We start from the raw sequence: 18,365 nt of genomic DNA, 5'->3' as shown, positions 1-18,365 counted from the left end.
AATGACCTCGTTTTCTGTAGAGCTTGCGAGTGCTGAAGACACGGCACGCTTGGGCCAAGATGTTGGTCTGTCGCTACGCAAAGGAGATCTCGTCACATTGAGTGGCGATCTTGGCGCAGGAAAATCGACATTTGCCCGTGGTCTGATCCGTACGATTGCCGATAACGCGAATTATGATGTGCCAAGTCCAACCTTCACGATCGTGCAATCCTATCCGGAATTGCGACTGCCAATAAGCCATGTCGATCTCTATCGCCTTTCCACTGCCGATGAGATTGACGAGCTTGGCCTCGATGAGGCGCTGCTTGATGGGGCTGTGCTGGTGGAATGGCCCGAGCAAGCAGAAGGATTGTTACCCCAGGTCAGCATGAGCATTACATTGCAGGATCACGGAAGTGGCCGCAAAGCGATCATTGAAGGCCTGCCGGATGTTTTAGCGCGACTAGAGCGTTCTTTGGCCATCCGTACGTTTCTGGCCAAGTCAGGATTGGCAAAGGCCGAACGGCGATATTTGCTGGGCGATGCATCCGCTCGGGGCTATGAAACCCTGTCAACGGGAAGCGGCACGCCGCTCATCCTGATGAACTCCCCTTATAATCCGGGCGGCCCGATCCTACGCGATGGGAAAACCTATATGCAGATTGCGCATCTTTCTCAGTCAGTGAATGCTTTCGTGGCCTTGGATCGTCTCTTGGCATCGAAGGGGTTTAAGGTTCCGCAAATCCATGCAGAAGGTTTGGAGCACGGTTTTCTTGTCCTCGAAAACCTCGGCAATGAAGGTATTGTTGACGAAAGTGGAGCGCCCATCTTCGAGCGCTACGAGGCTGCTGTGCGCTCACTAGCCAGACTTCATCAACAGTCATGGCCGCAAGATATCCCTGTAGGAAATGGAGCCACGCACCGGCTGCATCATTTCGACCGGGATGCCATGATGATTGAAGTGGAGCTTTTGTCAGACTGGTACGTGCCGCGGATGAACAAAACTCCTTTAGATGCTGACCTGAAGCAGGGTTATATCGCCGCATGGGACAATGTATTTAGTCAGCTAAGTGATGTTGAGAAAACTCTGCTTCTGCGAGATTTCCATTCGCCCAACATTCTGTGGCAGGCCGATAAGTCCGGCATGAATCGCGTGGGTTTGATCGATTTTCAAGATGCGATGATCGGTCCTGCTGCCTATGATGTGGCCTCTCTCGTCATGGATGCGCGTGTGACGATTGAGCCTGAGATGCAGGATTCATTGCTTGCTGCCTATGTGGAAGAGCGTCGCGCGGGAAGCAAGGCTTTCGATCAAGCAGGCTTCAGCAAAGCTTTTGCCATTATGGCAGCGCAGCGAAACGCCAAGATTCTCGGCATATTCGTTCGGCTCGACGAGCGTGACGGCAAACCTTTTTACCTGAAGCATCTTCCGCGTATCCAGACCTATCTTGAGCGGGTTATCGATCATCCGGCTCTGGCACCGATCAAGGATTGGTGCGAGAAGAATGGAATACTTGCTCGAAGGAATAAAGCATGACGCCTCACACTGCTATGGTTCTCGCTGCTGGCCTCGGTAAGCGCATGGCACCGATAACGAATTCCATGCCTAAGCCGCTGGTAAAGGTAGCCGGCAAACCATTGATCGATTGGGGGCTGGATTCGCTGGTTAATGCTGGCGTGCCCCGCGCTGTTGTGAATGTGCACTATCTTGCCGATCAACTTGAAGCGCATCTTGTGGAGCGCACTTCGCCAGCCATTCAAATCTCTGATGAACGAGAGCAATTGCTCGACTCCGCCGGGGGCATCATCAAGGCGCTGCCACAAATCGGATCTGAACCTTTCTACGTTCTGAATGCTGACACCTTCTGGACCGATGGCGACAAACCCAATCTTGTTCTGCTCTCCGAAGGATGGGATGATGCGCGCATGGATATTCTTTTGATGATCGCACATATGGATCAGGCTGTCGGGCGTGAAGGCGGCGACGATTTCAGCATGAGCGATAGCGGTCAATTGCGCCGTTTGAAGCCGGGTGAAACATCGCCTTATATTTATGCCGGAGCGGCGATCATCCATCCGCGCATTTTCGCAAATGCTCCGTCCGGCAAAGTATCGTTGAACCGCTATTTCGATGAAGCGATTGCAGCTGATCGACTTTTTGGGCAGTCAATGGATGGCATTTGGCTGACAGTGGGTACGCCTGATGCAATAGAGGAGGCGGATGCCGCTATTGCCAAGCAGGGGATTCATGGCTGAGCGCCAGAATCCGAACATCTTTTCCATAGCGCCGGGCACCCCCTTTCTTCCGGCGCTTGTCGATGCATTGCAATCGGGAACCTTGATACCGGGCTATCCTGCCGACCCGAATGATCCGATGGCATTGGCCCAAGCGACTATCTACGTGCCGACCCGGCGTGCTGCCCGTACACTGCGTTCGCTGCTCGTCGAGAAAAGCCCCGTTAAATCGGCGATCCTTCCGGTTATCCGTCCGCTCGGCGATGTCGATGAAGATGCAGCCATGCTCGACATGGGCTCTGACGCCTTCTTCGATCTTCTGCCGCCCATAGGCGGCGTTGAGAGGCTTTTGCTTCTAGCTCGGCTCGTGCGGCCTTGGCGTGAACGCCTGCCGGAGCATGTGCGTGCTTTGTTCGGAAATGAAGAGATTGCTATTCCAGCAACGACAGCCGATGCGATCTGGCTCGCCCGTGATCTGGCAGGTCTTATGGATCAGGTGGAAACCGAATCTGCCGGATGGTCGACGCTTTCCAATATCGTTTCTGAAGAATTGCCGAACTGGTGGCAAGTCACACTCGATTTTCTCAACATCGTCACGAGCCTTTGGCCGGGTATTCTGGCCGAACGCAGGCGCTCCAACCCCGCTGCCCACCGCAACCGTCTGATTGAGCTTGAGGCTGAAAGGCTCTTACGCAAGGCGCCGCAAGGTCCGGTTATTGCTGCGGGTTCTACCGGTTCGATTCCAGCTACAGCAAAGCTTCTGGCCGCCATTGCGTCGCTGCCCAAGGGTGCCCTCGTTCTTCCAGGGCTCGACCGCGACATGGATGCGGTCAGCTGGAATATATTGGCAAGCACTGCCGACGATCCTTCGATCTTTGGTCATCCGCAATTTGGCTTGCGCAAATTGCTGGGGGAGCTTGGCGTCCTGCGTCAGGATGTAACCGTGCTGGGAAGTATTACGCCCGAAAAGCGTCAGCGCGAAAACCTTCTGGCCGAGGCCATGCGCCCCGCCGACACAAGCGAGGCTTGGGCGCAGATCAACCGCAATAGCGGTCAGTTCTCCGCAGCCATCGCCTCTATTGCTTTGATTGAAGCCTCAAATGAGCGCGAGGAAGCGCTGAGCATAGCCGTGGCTTTGCGTGATGCCATAGAACAATCCGGAAAGACCGCAGCGTTGATTACAGCCGACCGTGATCTTGCACGACGTGTATCGACCGAACTTGCTCGCTTCAACATTGCGGCGGATGATTCCGGTGGCCATGCCATGCGCGAGACGCAGCCTGCGGCCCTGATGCGATTGGTGCTCGATATCGTTTTCAATCCTGGCGATCCGGTTGCATTGCTGGCCTTGCTCAAACATCCTTTGACGCGGCTCGGGCTTGATCGTGTCACGGTTCGGCAGGCTGCAGAAACCATTGAACTGATCGCATTGCGTGGCGGCACAGGGCGAGCCACTCTGGCAGAGTTCCAGCAGCATTTCGAAAAACGCCTCGCTGATAGCGGCAATACACCGTTTGAGCCCGTCTGGCTTCGCCAGATAAGCGTTGCCAGAATTGAATCTGCGCGCATCGTCTGCAATGTGCTCAACCAATCAATGGAACCGTTGATACGCTTTACCGGCGTTACGGAAGCGGTGCAGCTCCCGCAGATCATTCAGGCCGTTGTTTCCAGTCTGGAAAATCTGGCGCGGGACGATCAGGGTGATATTGCTGCACTTTATAACGGCGCTGCCGGAGAACAATTTGCTGCCTTCCTGCGCAATCTGGTTTCGGCGGATTCGGAACTTGATTTCTCTGTCTCCGAATTCCCGGCAATGATCGAAGCCTTGATTGCAGGTGAGGTTGTAAAGCCCAAGGCTGGTGCGCATCCGCGCCTGTTTATCTGGGGCGCGCTGGAAGCACGATTGCAAACGGTCGATACGATGATTATCGGCGGCCTCAATGAGGGATCATGGCCCGGCAAAACGCGTAATGATCCTTTCATGTCGCGGCCCATGAAATCCATTATAAATCTTGATCCGCCGGAGCGGCGCACCGGCCTTGCCGCCCATGATTTTCAAATGGCGCTGGGGATGGATCAGGTCGTTCTTACACGCGCACAGCGCTCAGCCAATGCGCCAACGGTTGCATCGCGCTGGTTGCAAAGGCTGGAGACAGTTCTTGGCAAGGACGCTACTGGAGAGCTGCGCAGGCGCGGGGCAAAGTATCTTGGATGGGCGCGGGAAATCGACCATGCGCCGGATGAGGATTTTGTCAAACGACCAGAGCCGAAGCCGCCTTTGACAGCCCGCCCAAAACATTTTTCGGTCACGGAAATCGAGATGCTCCGGCGCGACCCCTATGCCATCTTTGCCAAGCGCATATTGCGCTTGCGGCCCATTGAGCCGCTGATCCGCGATCCTGATGTGGCAGAGCGCGGTTCGCTCTTTCACAACATTCTTGCGCACTTTACCGAGCAGGGCATTGATCCTGTCCATGCGGACGCCTCAAGGCGTCTTCTAGAAATCGGCAGACAGTATTTTGATGATATCGCCTTGCCGGAAGAAATCGATGCAGTCTGGTGGCCGCGCTTTCAGTCGCTTGTGCCCGAATATCTGAATTGGGAGCGGCAACGTGACCATTTGATTGCCGAACGTCATCCCGAAATTGCTTCAAAAAAGATTGTGGTTGAAGCAACGGGCGTTACACTTTCAGGCCGGGCAGACCGGCTGGATTTGCGCCGCGATGGGACGGTTGACATCATTGATTACAAGACCGGCTCAACGCCATCCAAACGGCAGGCCCACGTTCTTTTGTCGCCGCAGCTGGCGCTGGAAGCCGCATTGCTGGCGCGAGGCGCGTTTCATGAGGTTGGTGCACGCAAAGCTGCCGATCTTCTCTATGTGCGTTTGCGTCCAAACGGAAAAGTCGATCCCGAGTCGATCTTGAGGATCGGCACAGTGGCCAATGGCAGTGAAAAAACTGCACCGGAGCTGGGCGAATTGTCGTGGCTGCGCCTCAACGAATTGCTGACCGCCTATCAGGATTCCCAAAAGGGTTATCTGTCCCGTGCGCTCCCATTCCGGGAAAGTGATCTGACCGGCGACTATGACCATTTGGCCCGCGTTTTGGAGTGGTCGGCTGGCGGTGCGGAAGATGGAGGCGAGGGCGAATGAGAAAGCCACGCATCATTCCGCCGGAAACCACACGCAACCAGAGCAAGGCGGCCAATCCCCGCGATTCTGTCTGGGTGTCGGCAAATGCCGGTTCCGGCAAAACCTATGTCTTGACGGATCGCGTCATCCGTTTGCTGCTGGATGGAACCGATCCATCGAAAATCCTGTGCCTGACCTATACGAAAGCCGCCGCTGCTGTGATGCAAAACCGCGTCTTTGCCCGCCTTTCCGACTGGGCAACGATGGATGGCGAGGCGCTTGCCAAGATCATTGAGGAGATTGACGGCACGCGGCCTGGGCCAAAACGGCTGGCACAGGCACGCCGCCTGTTTGCGCGGGCGCTGGAGACACCCGGTGGCCTCAAGATTCAAACCATTCACGCCTTTTGCGAAGCAATCTTGCATCAGTTCCCGCTAGAGGCCAATATTGCCGGTCATTTCGAACTGATGGACGACATGATGCAGGTCGCGCTTATCGGCGAGGCGAGGCGACAGGTACTGCAAGCGGCACGTCTTGATCATAATGTCGAGCTTGCCGCAGCCTTTGCCGATGTGCTTGACGCTGCGGGAGAATTCGGCCTGCAACTGCTTCTCGACGAGGCGGTGAGCAAACGCACTGATCTGACCCGCTTTATCCGCGAGGTTGGACATGACGAGCTGCGCAGATCGGCTTTCTATTCGCATTTCGGGTTCACTGGCGATGAAACAGAAGACGATATCCTCTCGGCGCTTTGGCCCGTACAGGAATTCGAGCGTTCAATGCTGCGTTCGATCCTCGAGATTCCAAAGAGCGCCACACGGGCGCAGGAATTTGCGATGATCCTGCTTGAGGCCAAGTTCGGGCCGGAGTCAGATCAGCGCGAAGAAGCGTTGCGGGCTGCCTTTATGAAGGCAACGGGAGAGCCCAAAAGCGGTGCCTATATCGGCACCAAGGGGGTGACAGAACGCTTCCCGGATTTCATCGATCTTTTTGATCGAGCCGCCCAGCGCGCGTTCGAGGGTCTGGATAAACTAAAACAATTGCGCCTATTGCGATTGACGCTTTCTGCCTTGGTCGTGGTCGATGACCTCATTGGCCGCTATGAGCATATGAAACGCAATCGCGGCCTTCTCGATTTTGATGATCTCATTGTTCGTACAGTGGCATTGCTTGCACGGCAGGATGCGGGGCCTTGGGTGCAGTACAAGCTGGACAAGGGGATTGACCATATTCTCGTCGATGAAGCGCAAGACACCAGCCCGAGCCAGTGGAACGTCATACGGCTGCTCAGCGAGGAGTTCTTCACAGGCAGCACCGCGCGCGATGTGCGGCGAACCCTGTTTGCAGTCGGCGATGAAAAGCAATCGATCTATTCGTTCCAGGGTGCGATTCCGGAGGATTTCGCCAGACACGGCAGGGCGACGGAACAAAAAACCGGAAATGCCAAACTGAGCTTTGAACGGGTCAATCTCAACTTCTCGTTCCGCTCTGCGCCAGATGTCCTGTCCGCGGTCGATAAGGTATTTGAGCGCCCGGAGGCTCACCGTGGCTTTGGTGCCGATCACGGCCCGACAATCCATACAGCCATCCGCGACCATGATCCGGGTGAAGTGCAAATCTGGGATATGCTCACGCCGGAAACGACGCCCGAAGAAGATGACTGGCGAACACCTGTTGATAGTTTGCCAGCCCCGCCGGTGCGTCTTGCGGAGCAAATTGCCCGAACCATTGAGCACTGGTTGAAGAATGGCGAAGTCATTGAAGGGCAGAACCGGCGGCTTGAAGCACGCGACATCATGGTATTGGTGCGCAAGCGTGACCAGTTCATGCCAGCTTTGTCGCGCGAATTGAAGAAGCGCCACGTTCCGGTTGCCGGCGCGGACCGCCTGAAATTGACGGATCATATCGCAATCCAGGATCTTATGGCGCTTGGCCGGTTCATGCTTTTACCATCGGATGATCTGTCACTGGCAGCCCTGCTCAAAAGTCCACTGTTCAAATGGGATGATGATCAGCTCTTTACACTCGGCTATGAGCGGGCAGCCAATGAGACTCTCTATGAAAGGCTCCTGGTGCAGGCAAAGGATGATCTGTTGCTCGCCCCTGTCGCAGCGCGCTTGCAGGAGTGGCGCAACCGCGCCGATACCGTGCCGGTCTTCGAGTTTTATGCGGATATTCTTGGGCGTGGCGGTGCACGCCGCGAGCTTCTTGCGCGCCTTGGACATGAAGCGGGCGACGTTATTGATGAGTTCCAGAATTACGCAATCGCCACCGAAAAAACCGGACTGCCCGGCTTGCAGGCGTTTCTTGAAACGCTGGAAGCGGTAACGCCAGAAATCAAGCGGGAACTTGACCAGAGCCGTAATGAAGTGCGCATCATGACGGTACATGCTGCAAAGGGCCTTGAAGCTGCTGTAGTATTCCTCGTCGATTCCGGTAGTTCAGCTTCGTCCGGTGGGCGCTCACCCAACCTGCTTTCGTTCGACATGAAGGAGAAGGATGGATGGGAGGGCAAAGGCTTTTTGTTTGTACCCGGAAAATTCTATTCCACTGCCTTCACGGCCAACCTTTCAGACAAGCTCAAAACAAGGTCGGAAGAAGAATATCGCCGTCTACTTTATGTCGGTATGACACGCGCCGAAGACAGGCTTATTGTTTGCGGCTATCGCGGGTCGCGGCAGGCGCCGGACACATGGCATGGTTTGGTGGAAGCTGCGCTGGGTGACAAGAGCGAGCCAATGCAACACCCTGTCGAATCTGTCATCGCCAAGCGTTACCGGTTGACTGAACACACGCCCACTGTGCCCATAGAGCCTGAGCTTGCGCTCGAGCCAAGGGTTCTTCCCTTTCCCCCGACTTATCGCATACCCATGCCACGCGAGGCAGGCTTGCCAAGGCCGCTTGCACCATCGGGTGTATCCGTGCTGATTGAGCCGGATGACGAGGCGCCACTGGTGACGGGTTCGCCGGTGCTGGTCACGGATGGAAAGAATCCCTCATTCGCCATTCGCCGGGGTACGGTCATCCACGCGCTGTTGCAGACTTTGCCCGATATTCCGGATGAACAGCGCATGCAGGCAGCACAGCGCTATCTCAGCCGCGCCGCTTATGATTGGGAACCGGAGGAGATCGAGAAGGCACTGAACTCGGTCTTTGATGTGTTGAACTCAGCCGATTTTGCGCCGGTGTTCGCGGAAGGTTCTTTGGCAGAAGTAGCCATCATGGGAACGTTGCATATTCGTAGCAAAGACCATGCGGTTTCTGGCGTTATTGACAGGCTTGCCGTGAGCGAAAACCGGGTTGTCATTGTCGATTACAAGACCAATCGTCCGCCGCCACAAGATATGTCCAAGGTTCCAGATGCCTATATTGCTCAGCTTGCTCTTTACCGGAAGCTGCTTGAGCCGCTTTATCCCGGCAAGACAGTAGAAGCCGCCCTACTTTTCACGGAAGGTCCATATCTCATCAACATACCGGCTGAGGCCATGCAGAGTGCCCTTGAGCGTTTGGCTTGAAGTTCGGACAGGGGTTTGTTCCCATCTTGGAATCGGCAAGAAAACTGCTATATTGAATTTGGAGTGTGGGGTGAGCTTCGCCCACCCCACCTTTACCTTAAGTTATCAATTGAACCCGGATTGTCAGTGTCCAGCTGGTCCGGGTTCTTTTGAGTTCAAAGGTAATAGACATTGGCAGATACCACATATCTATTGCTCCAAGGTTTGAGGGCATATGGCCGTATGCCTCAGCCAGGGAGGCCATCTCCCTGGTGCACTGGCTGGATCAGTGCTGCTGCTTCGCCCTCAAATTGCTTGGTCGAAATACGACTGAAGCAGTCCATGGGCAACAAACGCAGGGTTGAAAGCCGTCAGGTGACAGATTGCACTGAATCGTGAGATGAGTCGGCTTGACTAGGCGCAGTAGACTCACCACATGATTGGCAACACATTCACAGGTTAAGGAAGAGCTTCATGGCTACCACCGTCAAAATTGACACCAGCAATTTCCAGTCCGACGTAATACAGGCCAGCCAGCCTGTCGTTGTAGATTTTTGGGCAGAGTGGTGCGGCCCATGCAAAATGATCGCTCCAGCGCTTGAGGAAATCGCTGCGGAAATGGACGGCAAAGTTACAATCGCCAAGGTCAATATCGATGAGAATCCCGAATTGGCTGCTCAGTTTGGTGTACGCTCGATTCCAACTTTGCTGATGTTCAAGGATGGTGAGCTTGCTGCAAATCTGGTCGGCGCTGCTCCAAAGAGCAAGCTTTCCGACTGGATCAAAAACTCAGTTGCTTGATCAGCTCTGCAATACTTATCAAAAAGCCCGCTGCGAAGCGGGCTTTTTGATAAGTGAGTTATTGCGGCGGCGTTCCATTTTCCGATAGCACATCGCCTGCCAGATAGAGCGATCCGCCAATCAATATCCGCGGAGCGGGCTCGGACTGATCCCAGCTATCACGCAGGATTTTCAGGGCGTTTTCCACCGAATGAACAGGTTCGGCCGAAAGTCCGGCTTCTTGCGCTGCCAGAGCGAGTTCTTCATGGGGAATGCCCGCATCGCTGGATTGAATCGGCACAGTGTAAACATGCCGTGCCATGCCGGTAAAAGCCTCAAAATATCCCACAGGGTCCTTGGTATTAATCATTCCGATAATCAGAAATAGAGGGCGCTGGCTGCGATCTTCCAACGTGGCGATAGCTTCCGCGATCACCATGCCAGCCCCCGGATTATGTCCGCCATCAAGCCAGATTTCTGAACCGGGCACTGCCATCTCAACCAGATTACCCTTGGTCAGCCGCTGCATCCGTGCCGGCCATTCGACTGTTCCCATCGCTGTTTCAACGGCATGGTCTGGAATGGTGAAACCCGCTGCCGTTACCGCCTGAATGGCTGCGGCGGCATTTGCCAACTGATGGCGGCCGGGCAGGCTCGGCAGAGGAAGATCCATCAAGCCTGTATTGTCCTGATAGACCATGCGTCCGCGCTCCTCAAAGCTAAGGAAATCCTGGCCATAAACACTATAAGGGCAGTCACGGCGCTCGGCGGTCTCGATCAGCACTGTGCGTGCCGCATCATGCTCCTGCGCGCCGATAACGACCGGGCAACCTGCCTTGATGATCCCGGCTTTTTCAGCAGCAATCAGTTCAACGCGATCTCCGAGATAGGACTGGTGATCCAGCGAAATGGGCATGATGACGCTGACGGCTGGTTCCGGAATGACGTTGGTTGCATCGAAACGTCCTCCCAGCCCAACCTCAAGGATAACCGCATCAGCGGGATGCTCGGCGAAAAGCACGAAAGTAACGGCCGTCAGAATTTCGAAAACTGTTATCTGCTGTCCGGCATTGGCATCGGCTACCCGCCGAACCGCATTAAACAGCGTATCGTCATCGACAATTTTACCTCTGCCGGGCGCGCCAAGACGATAGCGCTCATGCCAGCGAACAAGATGCGGGGAGGTGTGAACATGAACCGTATAGCCCGCAGCTTCCAGCAATGCGCGGGAAAAGGCTGTAGCGGAACCCTTTCCGTTTGTGCCAGCCACGTGAATGACTGGCGGCAGTTTCAAATGTGGATTACCAAGCGTATCCAAAAGCCGGGTAATCCGACCCAACGAAAGGTCAAACCCCTTGGGGTGCAGGCCGAGAAGCCGCTCTATTTCCTGTGTCGCACGTGATGACATCAAAATGCGGCTTCCAATAAACCGAAACCCGTCAAGATTGCGCTTCAGCTATTGCAGGAACAGTTGGCGTCTCCACGTCAGGCTCAACAACCTTCTCGGTGGCTGGTTCACCCATCAACATCTTCAACAGCCTTGCGATTGTTGTTTTCAGCTCCGTGCGTGGAACGACCATATCGACCATGCCATGCGTTTTGAGATATTCCGCACGCTGAAAGCCTTCAGGAAGCTTCTCGCGAACAGTCTGCTCAATAACGCGTTGCCCGGCAAAGCCGATTAGCGCACCAGGCTCGGCAATGTGAATGTCGCCCAGCATGGCATAGGAGGCTGTAACACCGCCTGTTGTCGGGTTGGTGAGGACAACAATGTAAGGCAGACCGGCTTCTTTCAGCATTTCCACGGCTACTGTCGTGCGTGGCAATTGCATTAGCGAAAGAATGCCTTCCTGCATGCGCGCGCCGCCTGAAGCAGCAAACAGCACGAGCGGCTTCTTTTGGGCGATGGCCGTTTCGAAGCCTTTGATGATGGCTTCACCAGCGGCCATACCGAGCGAGCCGCCAATGAAGTTGAAATCGTGGATTGTGACGACAACCGGCAGACCTTCAATCGTGCCAAGCGCATTGATGATCGTGTCTTCCTGCCCGGTCTTGGAGCGATGCTCCTTCAGGCGGTCGACATAACGCTTTTCGTCACGGAATTTCAGCGGATCAGTCGCAACTTTCGGCTGTTCCAATGTTTCATAGACGCCATTGTCAAAGAAGAACTTGAGACGATCCTTGGCTGGAATACGCATGTGGTGGCCGGACGATGGCACAACCCACTGGTTCTTTTCCAAATCCGTATGAAAGACCATTTCGCCGGACTCAGGATCCTTGATCCAGAGGTTTTCCGGCATTTCACGACGCCCAAGCATCGAATTGATCTTTGGCCGGACGTAGTTCGTGATCCAGTTCATGATCGGTCCTGTTTTTTATCTATCGGAATGTTTGATTTAAAACTTCTATTCGGCTGCTGCAAGTCGCATGGCACGAACGCCGCTCGACAGGCCCTGAACCATCGTCGCTACAGCTTCGGCAGGATCGGCGACCAGAGAACCATCCGGATTGATCGTATTGGCAACTGCATTGACGATTGCGGTACCGACGACAACGCCATCAGCAGACGCGCCCATGACCTTGGCCTGCTCGGCAGTCTTGACGCCGAAACCAACCACAACGGGCAGATCCGTATGCTGCTTGATCCGGTGAACGGCAGCTGCAATCTTTGTCGTGTCCGGCAAAGCTGAGCCGGTAATACCGTTCATTGAGACGTAGTAAACGAAGCCGGATGTGTTCTGCAAAACCTTTGGCAGGCGCTTTTCATCGGTCGTCGGCGTCGCCAGACGGATGAAATTGATACCGGCTTTGATTGCGGGAATGCAAAGTTCGTCATCCATTTCCGGTGGAAGGTCAACAATGATCAGACCATCGATACCTGACGCAACTGCATCTTTCAAAAAGCGGTCAACCCCGTAAATATAGATCGGATTGTAATAACCCATCATGACGATTGGCGTTGTATTGTCCGTTTTCCGGAACTGCGCCGCCATATCGAGCGTCCTGGTCAGGGACATGCCCTTTTTAAGGGCGCGCAGACCGGCAGCTTGAATAGCCGGTCCATCTGCCATCGGATCGGAGAAAGGCACGCCAAGCTCGATAATGTCAGAGCCGGAGCCCGGCAAAGCCTTCATGATCTTGAGTGAGGTTTCAAAGTCCGGGTCACCGCCCATGAAATAGGTGACAAGAGCGGGACGACCCTCTGCCTTCAAAGCCGCAAATTTTGCATCGATACGTGTCGCCATTGTCAGATATCCATTCCAAGCAATTGGCCGACAGTATGCACGTCCTTATCGCCGCGGCCCGAAAGATTGACGATCATGATTTTATCCTGAGCCATTTTGGGTGCAATCTTCACCGCATGGGCAATCGCATGCGCCGATTCCAGCGCAGGAATAATGCCTTCGGTGCGCGTTGTCAGCGTAAAGGCGTCCAGCGCTTCATTGTCGAGGATCGGCACATAGGAAACGCGGCCTGTGTCGCGCAGCCATGAATGTTCAGGACCAACGCCCGGATAATCGAGACCCGCGGAAACCGAATGGCCATCGAGAATCTGGCCATCGGCGTTTTGCAACAAATAGGTGCGATTGCCATGCAGTACACCTGGCCGGCCAGCGCTCATTGAAGCGCAATGTTCTTCACCATCCAAGCCGCGACCACCTGCTTCAATGCCAATGATCTCGACACTCTTGTCATCGAGGAATGAATGGAACAGTCCGATTGCATTGGAACCACCACCAACGGCGGCGATAATTGTGTCGGGAAGGCGACCTTCACGCTCCAAGATCTGCTCGCGTGCTTCCGATCCGATAACAGATTGGAAGTCGCGTACAAGTTCCGGATAGGGATGAGGGCCTGCGGCAGTGCCAATCAGGTAATAGGTGTCATCAACATTTGAAACCCAGTCACGCAGGGCTTCGTTCATCGCATCTTTCAACGTGCCATGGCCTGATGAAACGGGTTTCACTTCGGCACCGAGCAGCTTCATGCGGAAGACATTTGGTTTCTGACGCTCAACATCGGTCGCGCCCATATAAACCACACAAGGCAGGCCGAACCGCGCGGCCACGGTCGCCGAAGCAACGCCGTGCTGACCAGCGCCGGTCTCGGCAATGATACGGGTCTTGCCCATACGCTTGGCGAGAAGAATCTGGCCGAGGCAATTATTGATCTTGTGGCTGCCCGTGTGGTTCAGGTCTTCGCGCTTGAAGTAAATCTTCGCGCCGCCATCAAGACCCTGATCTTTGGCCAGCTGACGCACATGCTTGGTCAGACCTTCCGCATAATAGAGCTTTGAAGGCCGTCCGGCATAGTGGGTCGAGAGTTCCTGCAATTCCGCCTTGAAGGAAGGATCATTCTTGGCATCGTCATAGGCCTGCTGAAGTTCAAGAATAAGCGGCATCAGGGTTTCGGCAACGAACCGTCCGCCGAATATACCAAACATACCCTCTTCATCGGGGCCTGTTTTAAATGAATTGGGTTCCACCACCTTGTCCACCACTATACTCCTGTCATACCGCATTCGCGCTCAGAGCGGCGCGCACCGCCTGAAAAAACTCTTTGATCAGGCTAACATCTTTGACGCCTGGAGCAGACTCAACACCCGATGAAATATCGATACCGCGCGCATTGGTCGCTTGCAGCGCCGCGCCGATATTACCCGCGTTCAGCCCGCCGGAAAGCATGTAAGGAACCTGTCCGTCAAGTGCGCTCAGGAGCTGCCAGTCAAATGAAACACCATTTCCGCCCGGAAGCTCGGAGCCTTTGGGCGGCTTGGCGTCAAAAAGGAACATATCCGCTACGCCACTGTAAGGTTTGATCTGATCCAGATCATTGCGCTCGCGTAAGGCAAAAGCCTTGATGACAGGCAACCCGAAACGCGCCTTTACCTCGGCAACACGCTCTACAGTTTCGTGCCCGTGCAATTGCAGCAAATCAGGCTTCATCGCCGCAACGATGGCATCAAGTGTTGCGTCATCGGCGTCAACAGTAACGGCAACTGCCTTGGCCCTGCCAATTGCCGCTTTGCGCAACTGTCCGGCTTCAACCGGATCGATATTGCGCGGGCTCTTGGCAAAGAAGATAAAGCCGATATGCGATGCTCCGCCATCCAGCACCGCAGCAACTGCATCGTCGGTTTTCAACCCGCATATTTTGATATCAAGGTCCATAGGTCGCAACTCGCATGAAAATGCGTCAAAGTCGAGGATTTTGGTGCAAAGTCCGGTTTGCAGTCATTATAGTGCGTGGTTCGACAAGCTCACCATGAGGAAAGAAATTGATTGCAGAGAACGAATTCTGCAATGTTGGTGATTTTCTTGCAGACTGAAAAGCTTCCTCATGGTGAGCTTGTCGAACCACGCACTATACTGATGCAATGTTATAGATGGTTGTCGTAACCGGCTTTCACAAGAAAATCGAACGCGTCCACGACATGCGCCGGAATGGATTGCGGAATTTGATAGCCCTTGGCCGGATAATCGATGAGACGCTTCACATCGCCAACCATTTCATGGATCAGTTTTTCCACCGGATAGGCTTTGGTGGGCTGCTGTTCAAATGAAGTGGGCGGCGCCGTCACCATTGTTTCGACATTCGGCCATTGCGCACGGGCTGTTGCAAAAGCGCGGCGCTGCGTCTGTGGTTTTGTGACGATGATAATGCGCTTGACCGCATCGCCTGCCATGGCACGGGCATAGCGGATATTTTCCCCGATATTTGTGGCATTCGGCTCGATCAATATCGCTTCTTCACAAACACCAAGCTCTATGGCGCGTGCGGCAAAGGCTTCCGCCTCCGATGTCTGGTAAAGCCCGCCCGTCCAGTTACCCGATTTTCCAGTGAACAAAATCCGACTGGCCAAACCTTGATGGAATAGCTGAACGCAATGGTCCGCAACGCGCAGATCATAACTGCCAAGCCCGATAATCAGATCCGCTGGCCGCAAATCATCATAGATAAGATGAAAGTTCCAAAGCGTGCGGCTTGCCTCAAGCACAGCGGGTGAAACAAGGGCAGACATCAGGTGAAATCGATCGCCTGCAGGGAGCCGCCATTGCGTTTCAGCCACGCCTTGCAGCGTTCCGTATCCGGGCAAAGCTCGCCGCAAAGTTTCCAGAATTTCGGGCCGTGATTCATTTCTTTCAAATGAGCCACTTCATGCGCGACCAGATAGTCAATAATCGGCGGCGGAGCCATCATGATGCGCCAGGAAAATGCCAGCGTGCCATCCGATGTGCAGGAACCCCAGCGGCTCTTTGTGTCCTTGATGCGGATGACTTTGGCACGTCGTCCTACTGTTGCCGTGTGCCGTGCCACAAGAATGTCGAGGTCGCGCTTGGCTTCACGCTTGAGAAAATCACCGACACGCCGGGCCAGATGAGGCCTGTCGCCATAAACGATGAGGCGTGGACCTTCAGCGCCGTTCTCCTGCCGCACGGTTCCGCGCGCAGCCGGCTCGTGAACAATCAGATGTGGCACGCCGCGCACGGGAATCTTCACGCCGGGGCGAACCTTCGGCTGGTCCGGCATTTTGGCGATGCGCGTTTCGATCCAGCCTTCGTGGCGTACAAGAAACTTGTCGATCTCGCGGGATGGAACGCCCGGAGGTACAGTCATCCGCAAGCCCTTGCCACCAGCATCGATACGCAGCGTCAGGCGCGTTGCCCGTGCATTTTCCACCACGCGCAAAGGCAGGATTCGCCCCGCAACCTCATAGCTCCGCTCAGCCCTCAAAGTGGCTGATTTCTTGACTGGCTTGGGAGGCGAAGCCCGAAACAAGGATAGGATCATGATGGCGATATTAAATGATTCGGTGGCAAAATCATCGTGCGTCCTTCGACAAGCTCAGGATGAGGGATAGTGTGGATTGCGGAAAACAGGAATCGCAATGTCGGCGATTGAAATGCAGCCACTCATTGCCCTCATCCTGAGCTTGTCGAAGGACGCACATGGATAATGCAGGACAAAACAAAAGCGGCGGCGGATGGTCTCCGTCGCCGCTTTGCGGATTTGAATAAGGCGAAGATTATTGCTTGTCTTCATTCACATCCGGAACAGTGCCGGATGACTTTTTGGCAACGGCACTCCGTTCTGCCATGAAGCGATCGAACTCTTCGCGATCCTTGGCGCGGCGAAGCTCATTTGCATAATCTTCAAATTCAGCACGCATTTCGTCAAGTTTGCGGCGCTCTTCGTCAAGACGTTCCAATTCCTTGTCACGCCATTCGTCGAAAGCAGCATTGCCTGTGCCAAACGGAGCGCGACCGAAATGTGCCGAGCGCTTGTTACGCCGGAACGCACCGCAGAAACTGTCGGTCTTGCGGTTTACATCCTGCTTGAAACCTTCAAGGCGATCACCCCAAAGAATATAGGCAAGCATGGCAAAACCCAGCGGCCAGAATAACATGAACCCGATAATCATCAGAGCGATGGTCGCGGGAGTCCAACCCGGCCGGATCAAAGCAGCATTGTTCATATTGAGCCCTTCCTTCTTAAGAACCCCGACCCCAATTGGTCGATTATGAACGACATGGGAAAAACTTTGCGGCTTTTCAAGAAAACCTGATTTCAATACGCGTAAGAGGTTGAAATCAGGCGCGTTTCTTTGCGTACTCCAGACCAGCGACGAGTAGTCCAGCCACCAAAGCCCAAAAGGCTGCACCAATTCCGGCAATGCTAATGCCTGATGCAGTTACAGCAAAAGTGACAATTGCCGCCAACTTCTCATTCTCGATTTTCAACGAAAGCGCCAGCGCATTGACGAATGCGCCAATGAGCGCAAGACCGGCGACAAGGGCAATCAAAGGTGCAGGAAGGACCGCGAAAAGTGCCACAAGCGACGCTCCAAAAATCGCAAATACAAGGTAGCTCAGCGCGTAGAATGGCCCTGTCAGCCAGCGTTTCGCCGGATCAGGATGAGCGTCCGGCCCTGTACAGATCGCTGCCGAAATTGCAGCCATGTTGCTGGTATGCGCCCCAAAAGGCGCCGTGAGCAGCGATACCAGCCCGGTCACTTGCAGTGCAGCAGCCGTTGGCGGCTCGTAACCAGCGGCCCGCATCACCGCAAATCCCGGCAGGTTCTGCGAGGCCATTGTCACAAGGTAAAGCGGCAGGGCAAGGCCGATCATAGCCTGCATGTCGAAGACCGGCATGATCAGTGTAAGCGTCGATAGTTCAATCGCCGGAACGCTGGCCACGCGCCCGCTAAGGAAAGCAAAGATCACGCCGCCGAAGAGAACGGCAAGAACCGCCATTGCAGGGTTGAAAAGTCTGATGACGAAAAACAGCAAAATAAGCGGCAATACAAATAGGGGATCGATAGGAATTGTTCGTGCAGCACCCGTCAGGAAGGCAAAGAGCACGCCTGCCAGCATTCCGGAAGCAATCGATGCGGGTATCTTCGAGACAAAGACGGATATGGGCTTGATCAGTCCGGTGAGAATGATAGCGATCGCCGTGACGATGAATGCGCCAACAGCTTGCGGCATAGTAAAGCCGATCGAACTGCCGATCAGCGCCAGGCCCGGCGTTGACCAGGCGCTGATGATCGGCATTTTGTAGCGCCAGCTCAAATAGCCCGTGGCAACAAACATCGCCAGGCAGTTTGCTGTAACCCAGCTTGCCGTTTCGGCCTGGCTTGCACCCAGGGCATTGGCTGCGGCAATGACAAGCGCCAATGTTCCGCCAAATCCGACCACGGCGGCAACGACAGCGGAGGCGACGACGGAAAAACGCATGGCGGA

14 protein-coding genes are annotated in these 18,365 nt (G+C 54.7%); 5 read left to right on the top strand and 9 right to left on the bottom strand.

Translation table 11 applies throughout. The features are described 5' to 3' along the window. Position 1 precedes the first annotated feature (1 nt). From tsaE to trxA, 5 genes are all read left to right on the top strand, one after another. Positions 2 to 1,516 (top strand): tRNA (adenosine(37)-N6)-threonylcarbamoyltransferase complex ATPase subunit type 1 TsaE, encoded by a 1,515-nt coding sequence (gene tsaE, locus ACYJL1_RS02295; RefSeq protein ID WP_460896843.1) that lies wholly within the window; start codon positions 2 to 4, stop codon positions 1,514 to 1,516. Continuing rightward, entirely contained in the window at positions 1,513 to 2,235 is a 723-nt protein-coding gene (locus ACYJL1_RS02290) for a nucleotidyltransferase family protein (protein WP_460896842.1), read from the top strand. Before tsaE ends, ACYJL1_RS02290 begins: the two co-directional genes overlap by 4 nt. Further along, a complete protein-coding gene (gene addB / locus ACYJL1_RS02285) occupies positions 2,228 to 5,368 on the top strand; it encodes a double-strand break repair protein AddB (protein WP_460896841.1) in 3,141 nt (1,046 codons plus the stop codon). Before ACYJL1_RS02290 ends, addB begins: the two co-directional genes overlap by 8 nt. Then, complete coding sequence (gene addA, locus ACYJL1_RS02280) at positions 5,365 to 8,862, top strand: double-strand break repair helicase AddA (protein ID WP_460896840.1); 3,498 nt, start codon at positions 5,365 to 5,367, stop codon at positions 8,860 to 8,862. Before addB ends, addA begins: the two co-directional genes overlap by 4 nt. A gap of 453 nt (positions 8,863 to 9,315) precedes the next feature. Beyond that, on the top strand, positions 9,316 to 9,642 hold the full coding sequence (gene trxA, locus ACYJL1_RS02275; RefSeq protein ID WP_460896839.1) for a thioredoxin: 327 nt from the start codon (positions 9,316 to 9,318) through the stop codon (positions 9,640 to 9,642). A gap of 58 nt (positions 9,643 to 9,700) precedes the next feature. On the opposite strand, the gene ACYJL1_RS02270 is transcribed toward trxA, so the two are convergent. The 9 genes from ACYJL1_RS02270 to ACYJL1_RS02230 all read right to left on the bottom strand — a co-directional run bounded on the left by ACYJL1_RS02270 (position 9,701) and on the right by ACYJL1_RS02230 (position 18,359). Next, entirely contained in the window at positions 9,701 to 11,029 is a 1,329-nt protein-coding gene (locus ACYJL1_RS02270) for a bifunctional folylpolyglutamate synthase/dihydrofolate synthase (RefSeq protein ID WP_460896838.1), read from the bottom strand. 31 nt (positions 11,030 to 11,060) lie between these two features. Then, the gene (gene accD, locus ACYJL1_RS02265) at positions 11,061 to 11,981 is read right to left on the bottom strand and encodes an acetyl-CoA carboxylase, carboxyltransferase subunit beta (protein ID WP_460896837.1); all 921 of its coding nucleotides are present in this window, start codon (positions 11,979 to 11,981) and stop codon (positions 11,061 to 11,063) included. Between the two features lie 45 nt (positions 11,982 to 12,026). Continuing rightward, positions 12,027 to 12,866 carry a tryptophan synthase subunit alpha gene (trpA, locus tag ACYJL1_RS02260; protein ID WP_460896836.1) on the bottom strand — a complete coding sequence of 280 codons (840 nt, stop codon included), beginning with the start codon at positions 12,864 to 12,866 and terminating at the stop codon, positions 12,027 to 12,029. Positions 12,867 to 12,868: 2 nt separating this feature from the next. Beyond that, a complete protein-coding gene (trpB, locus tag ACYJL1_RS02255) occupies positions 12,869 to 14,119 on the bottom strand; it encodes a tryptophan synthase subunit beta (protein ID WP_460896835.1) in 1,251 nt (416 codons plus the stop codon). Positions 14,120 to 14,132: 13 nt separating this feature from the next. Then, on the bottom strand, positions 14,133 to 14,792 hold the full coding sequence (locus ACYJL1_RS02250) for a phosphoribosylanthranilate isomerase (RefSeq protein ID WP_460896834.1): 660 nt from the start codon (positions 14,790 to 14,792) through the stop codon (positions 14,133 to 14,135). Positions 14,793 to 15,001: 209 nt separating this feature from the next. Continuing rightward, the gene (locus ACYJL1_RS02245) at positions 15,002 to 15,643 is read right to left on the bottom strand and encodes a YdcF family protein (protein WP_460896833.1); all 642 of its coding nucleotides are present in this window, start codon (positions 15,641 to 15,643) and stop codon (positions 15,002 to 15,004) included. Continuing rightward, complete coding sequence (locus ACYJL1_RS02240; RefSeq protein WP_460896832.1) at positions 15,643 to 16,413, bottom strand: M48 family metallopeptidase; 771 nt, start codon at positions 16,411 to 16,413, stop codon at positions 15,643 to 15,645. The genes ACYJL1_RS02245 and ACYJL1_RS02240 overlap by 1 nt, the downstream gene beginning before the upstream one ends. A gap of 235 nt (positions 16,414 to 16,648) precedes the next feature. Continuing rightward, the gene (locus tag ACYJL1_RS02235; protein WP_460896831.1) at positions 16,649 to 17,098 is read right to left on the bottom strand and encodes a DUF2852 domain-containing protein; all 450 of its coding nucleotides are present in this window, start codon (positions 17,096 to 17,098) and stop codon (positions 16,649 to 16,651) included. A 115-nt stretch (positions 17,099 to 17,213) separates the two neighbouring features. Beyond that, on the bottom strand, positions 17,214 to 18,359 hold the full coding sequence (locus tag ACYJL1_RS02230; RefSeq protein WP_460896830.1) for a benzoate/H(+) symporter BenE family transporter: 1,146 nt from the start codon (positions 18,357 to 18,359) through the stop codon (positions 17,214 to 17,216). Positions 18,360 to 18,365 lie beyond the last annotated feature (6 nt).

It is taken from the genome of Phyllobacterium sp. K27 (assembly GCF_054796155.1).
Note: the sequence above shows the minus strand (reverse complement) of the source record. Positions and strands in the feature narration are given on the sequence as shown.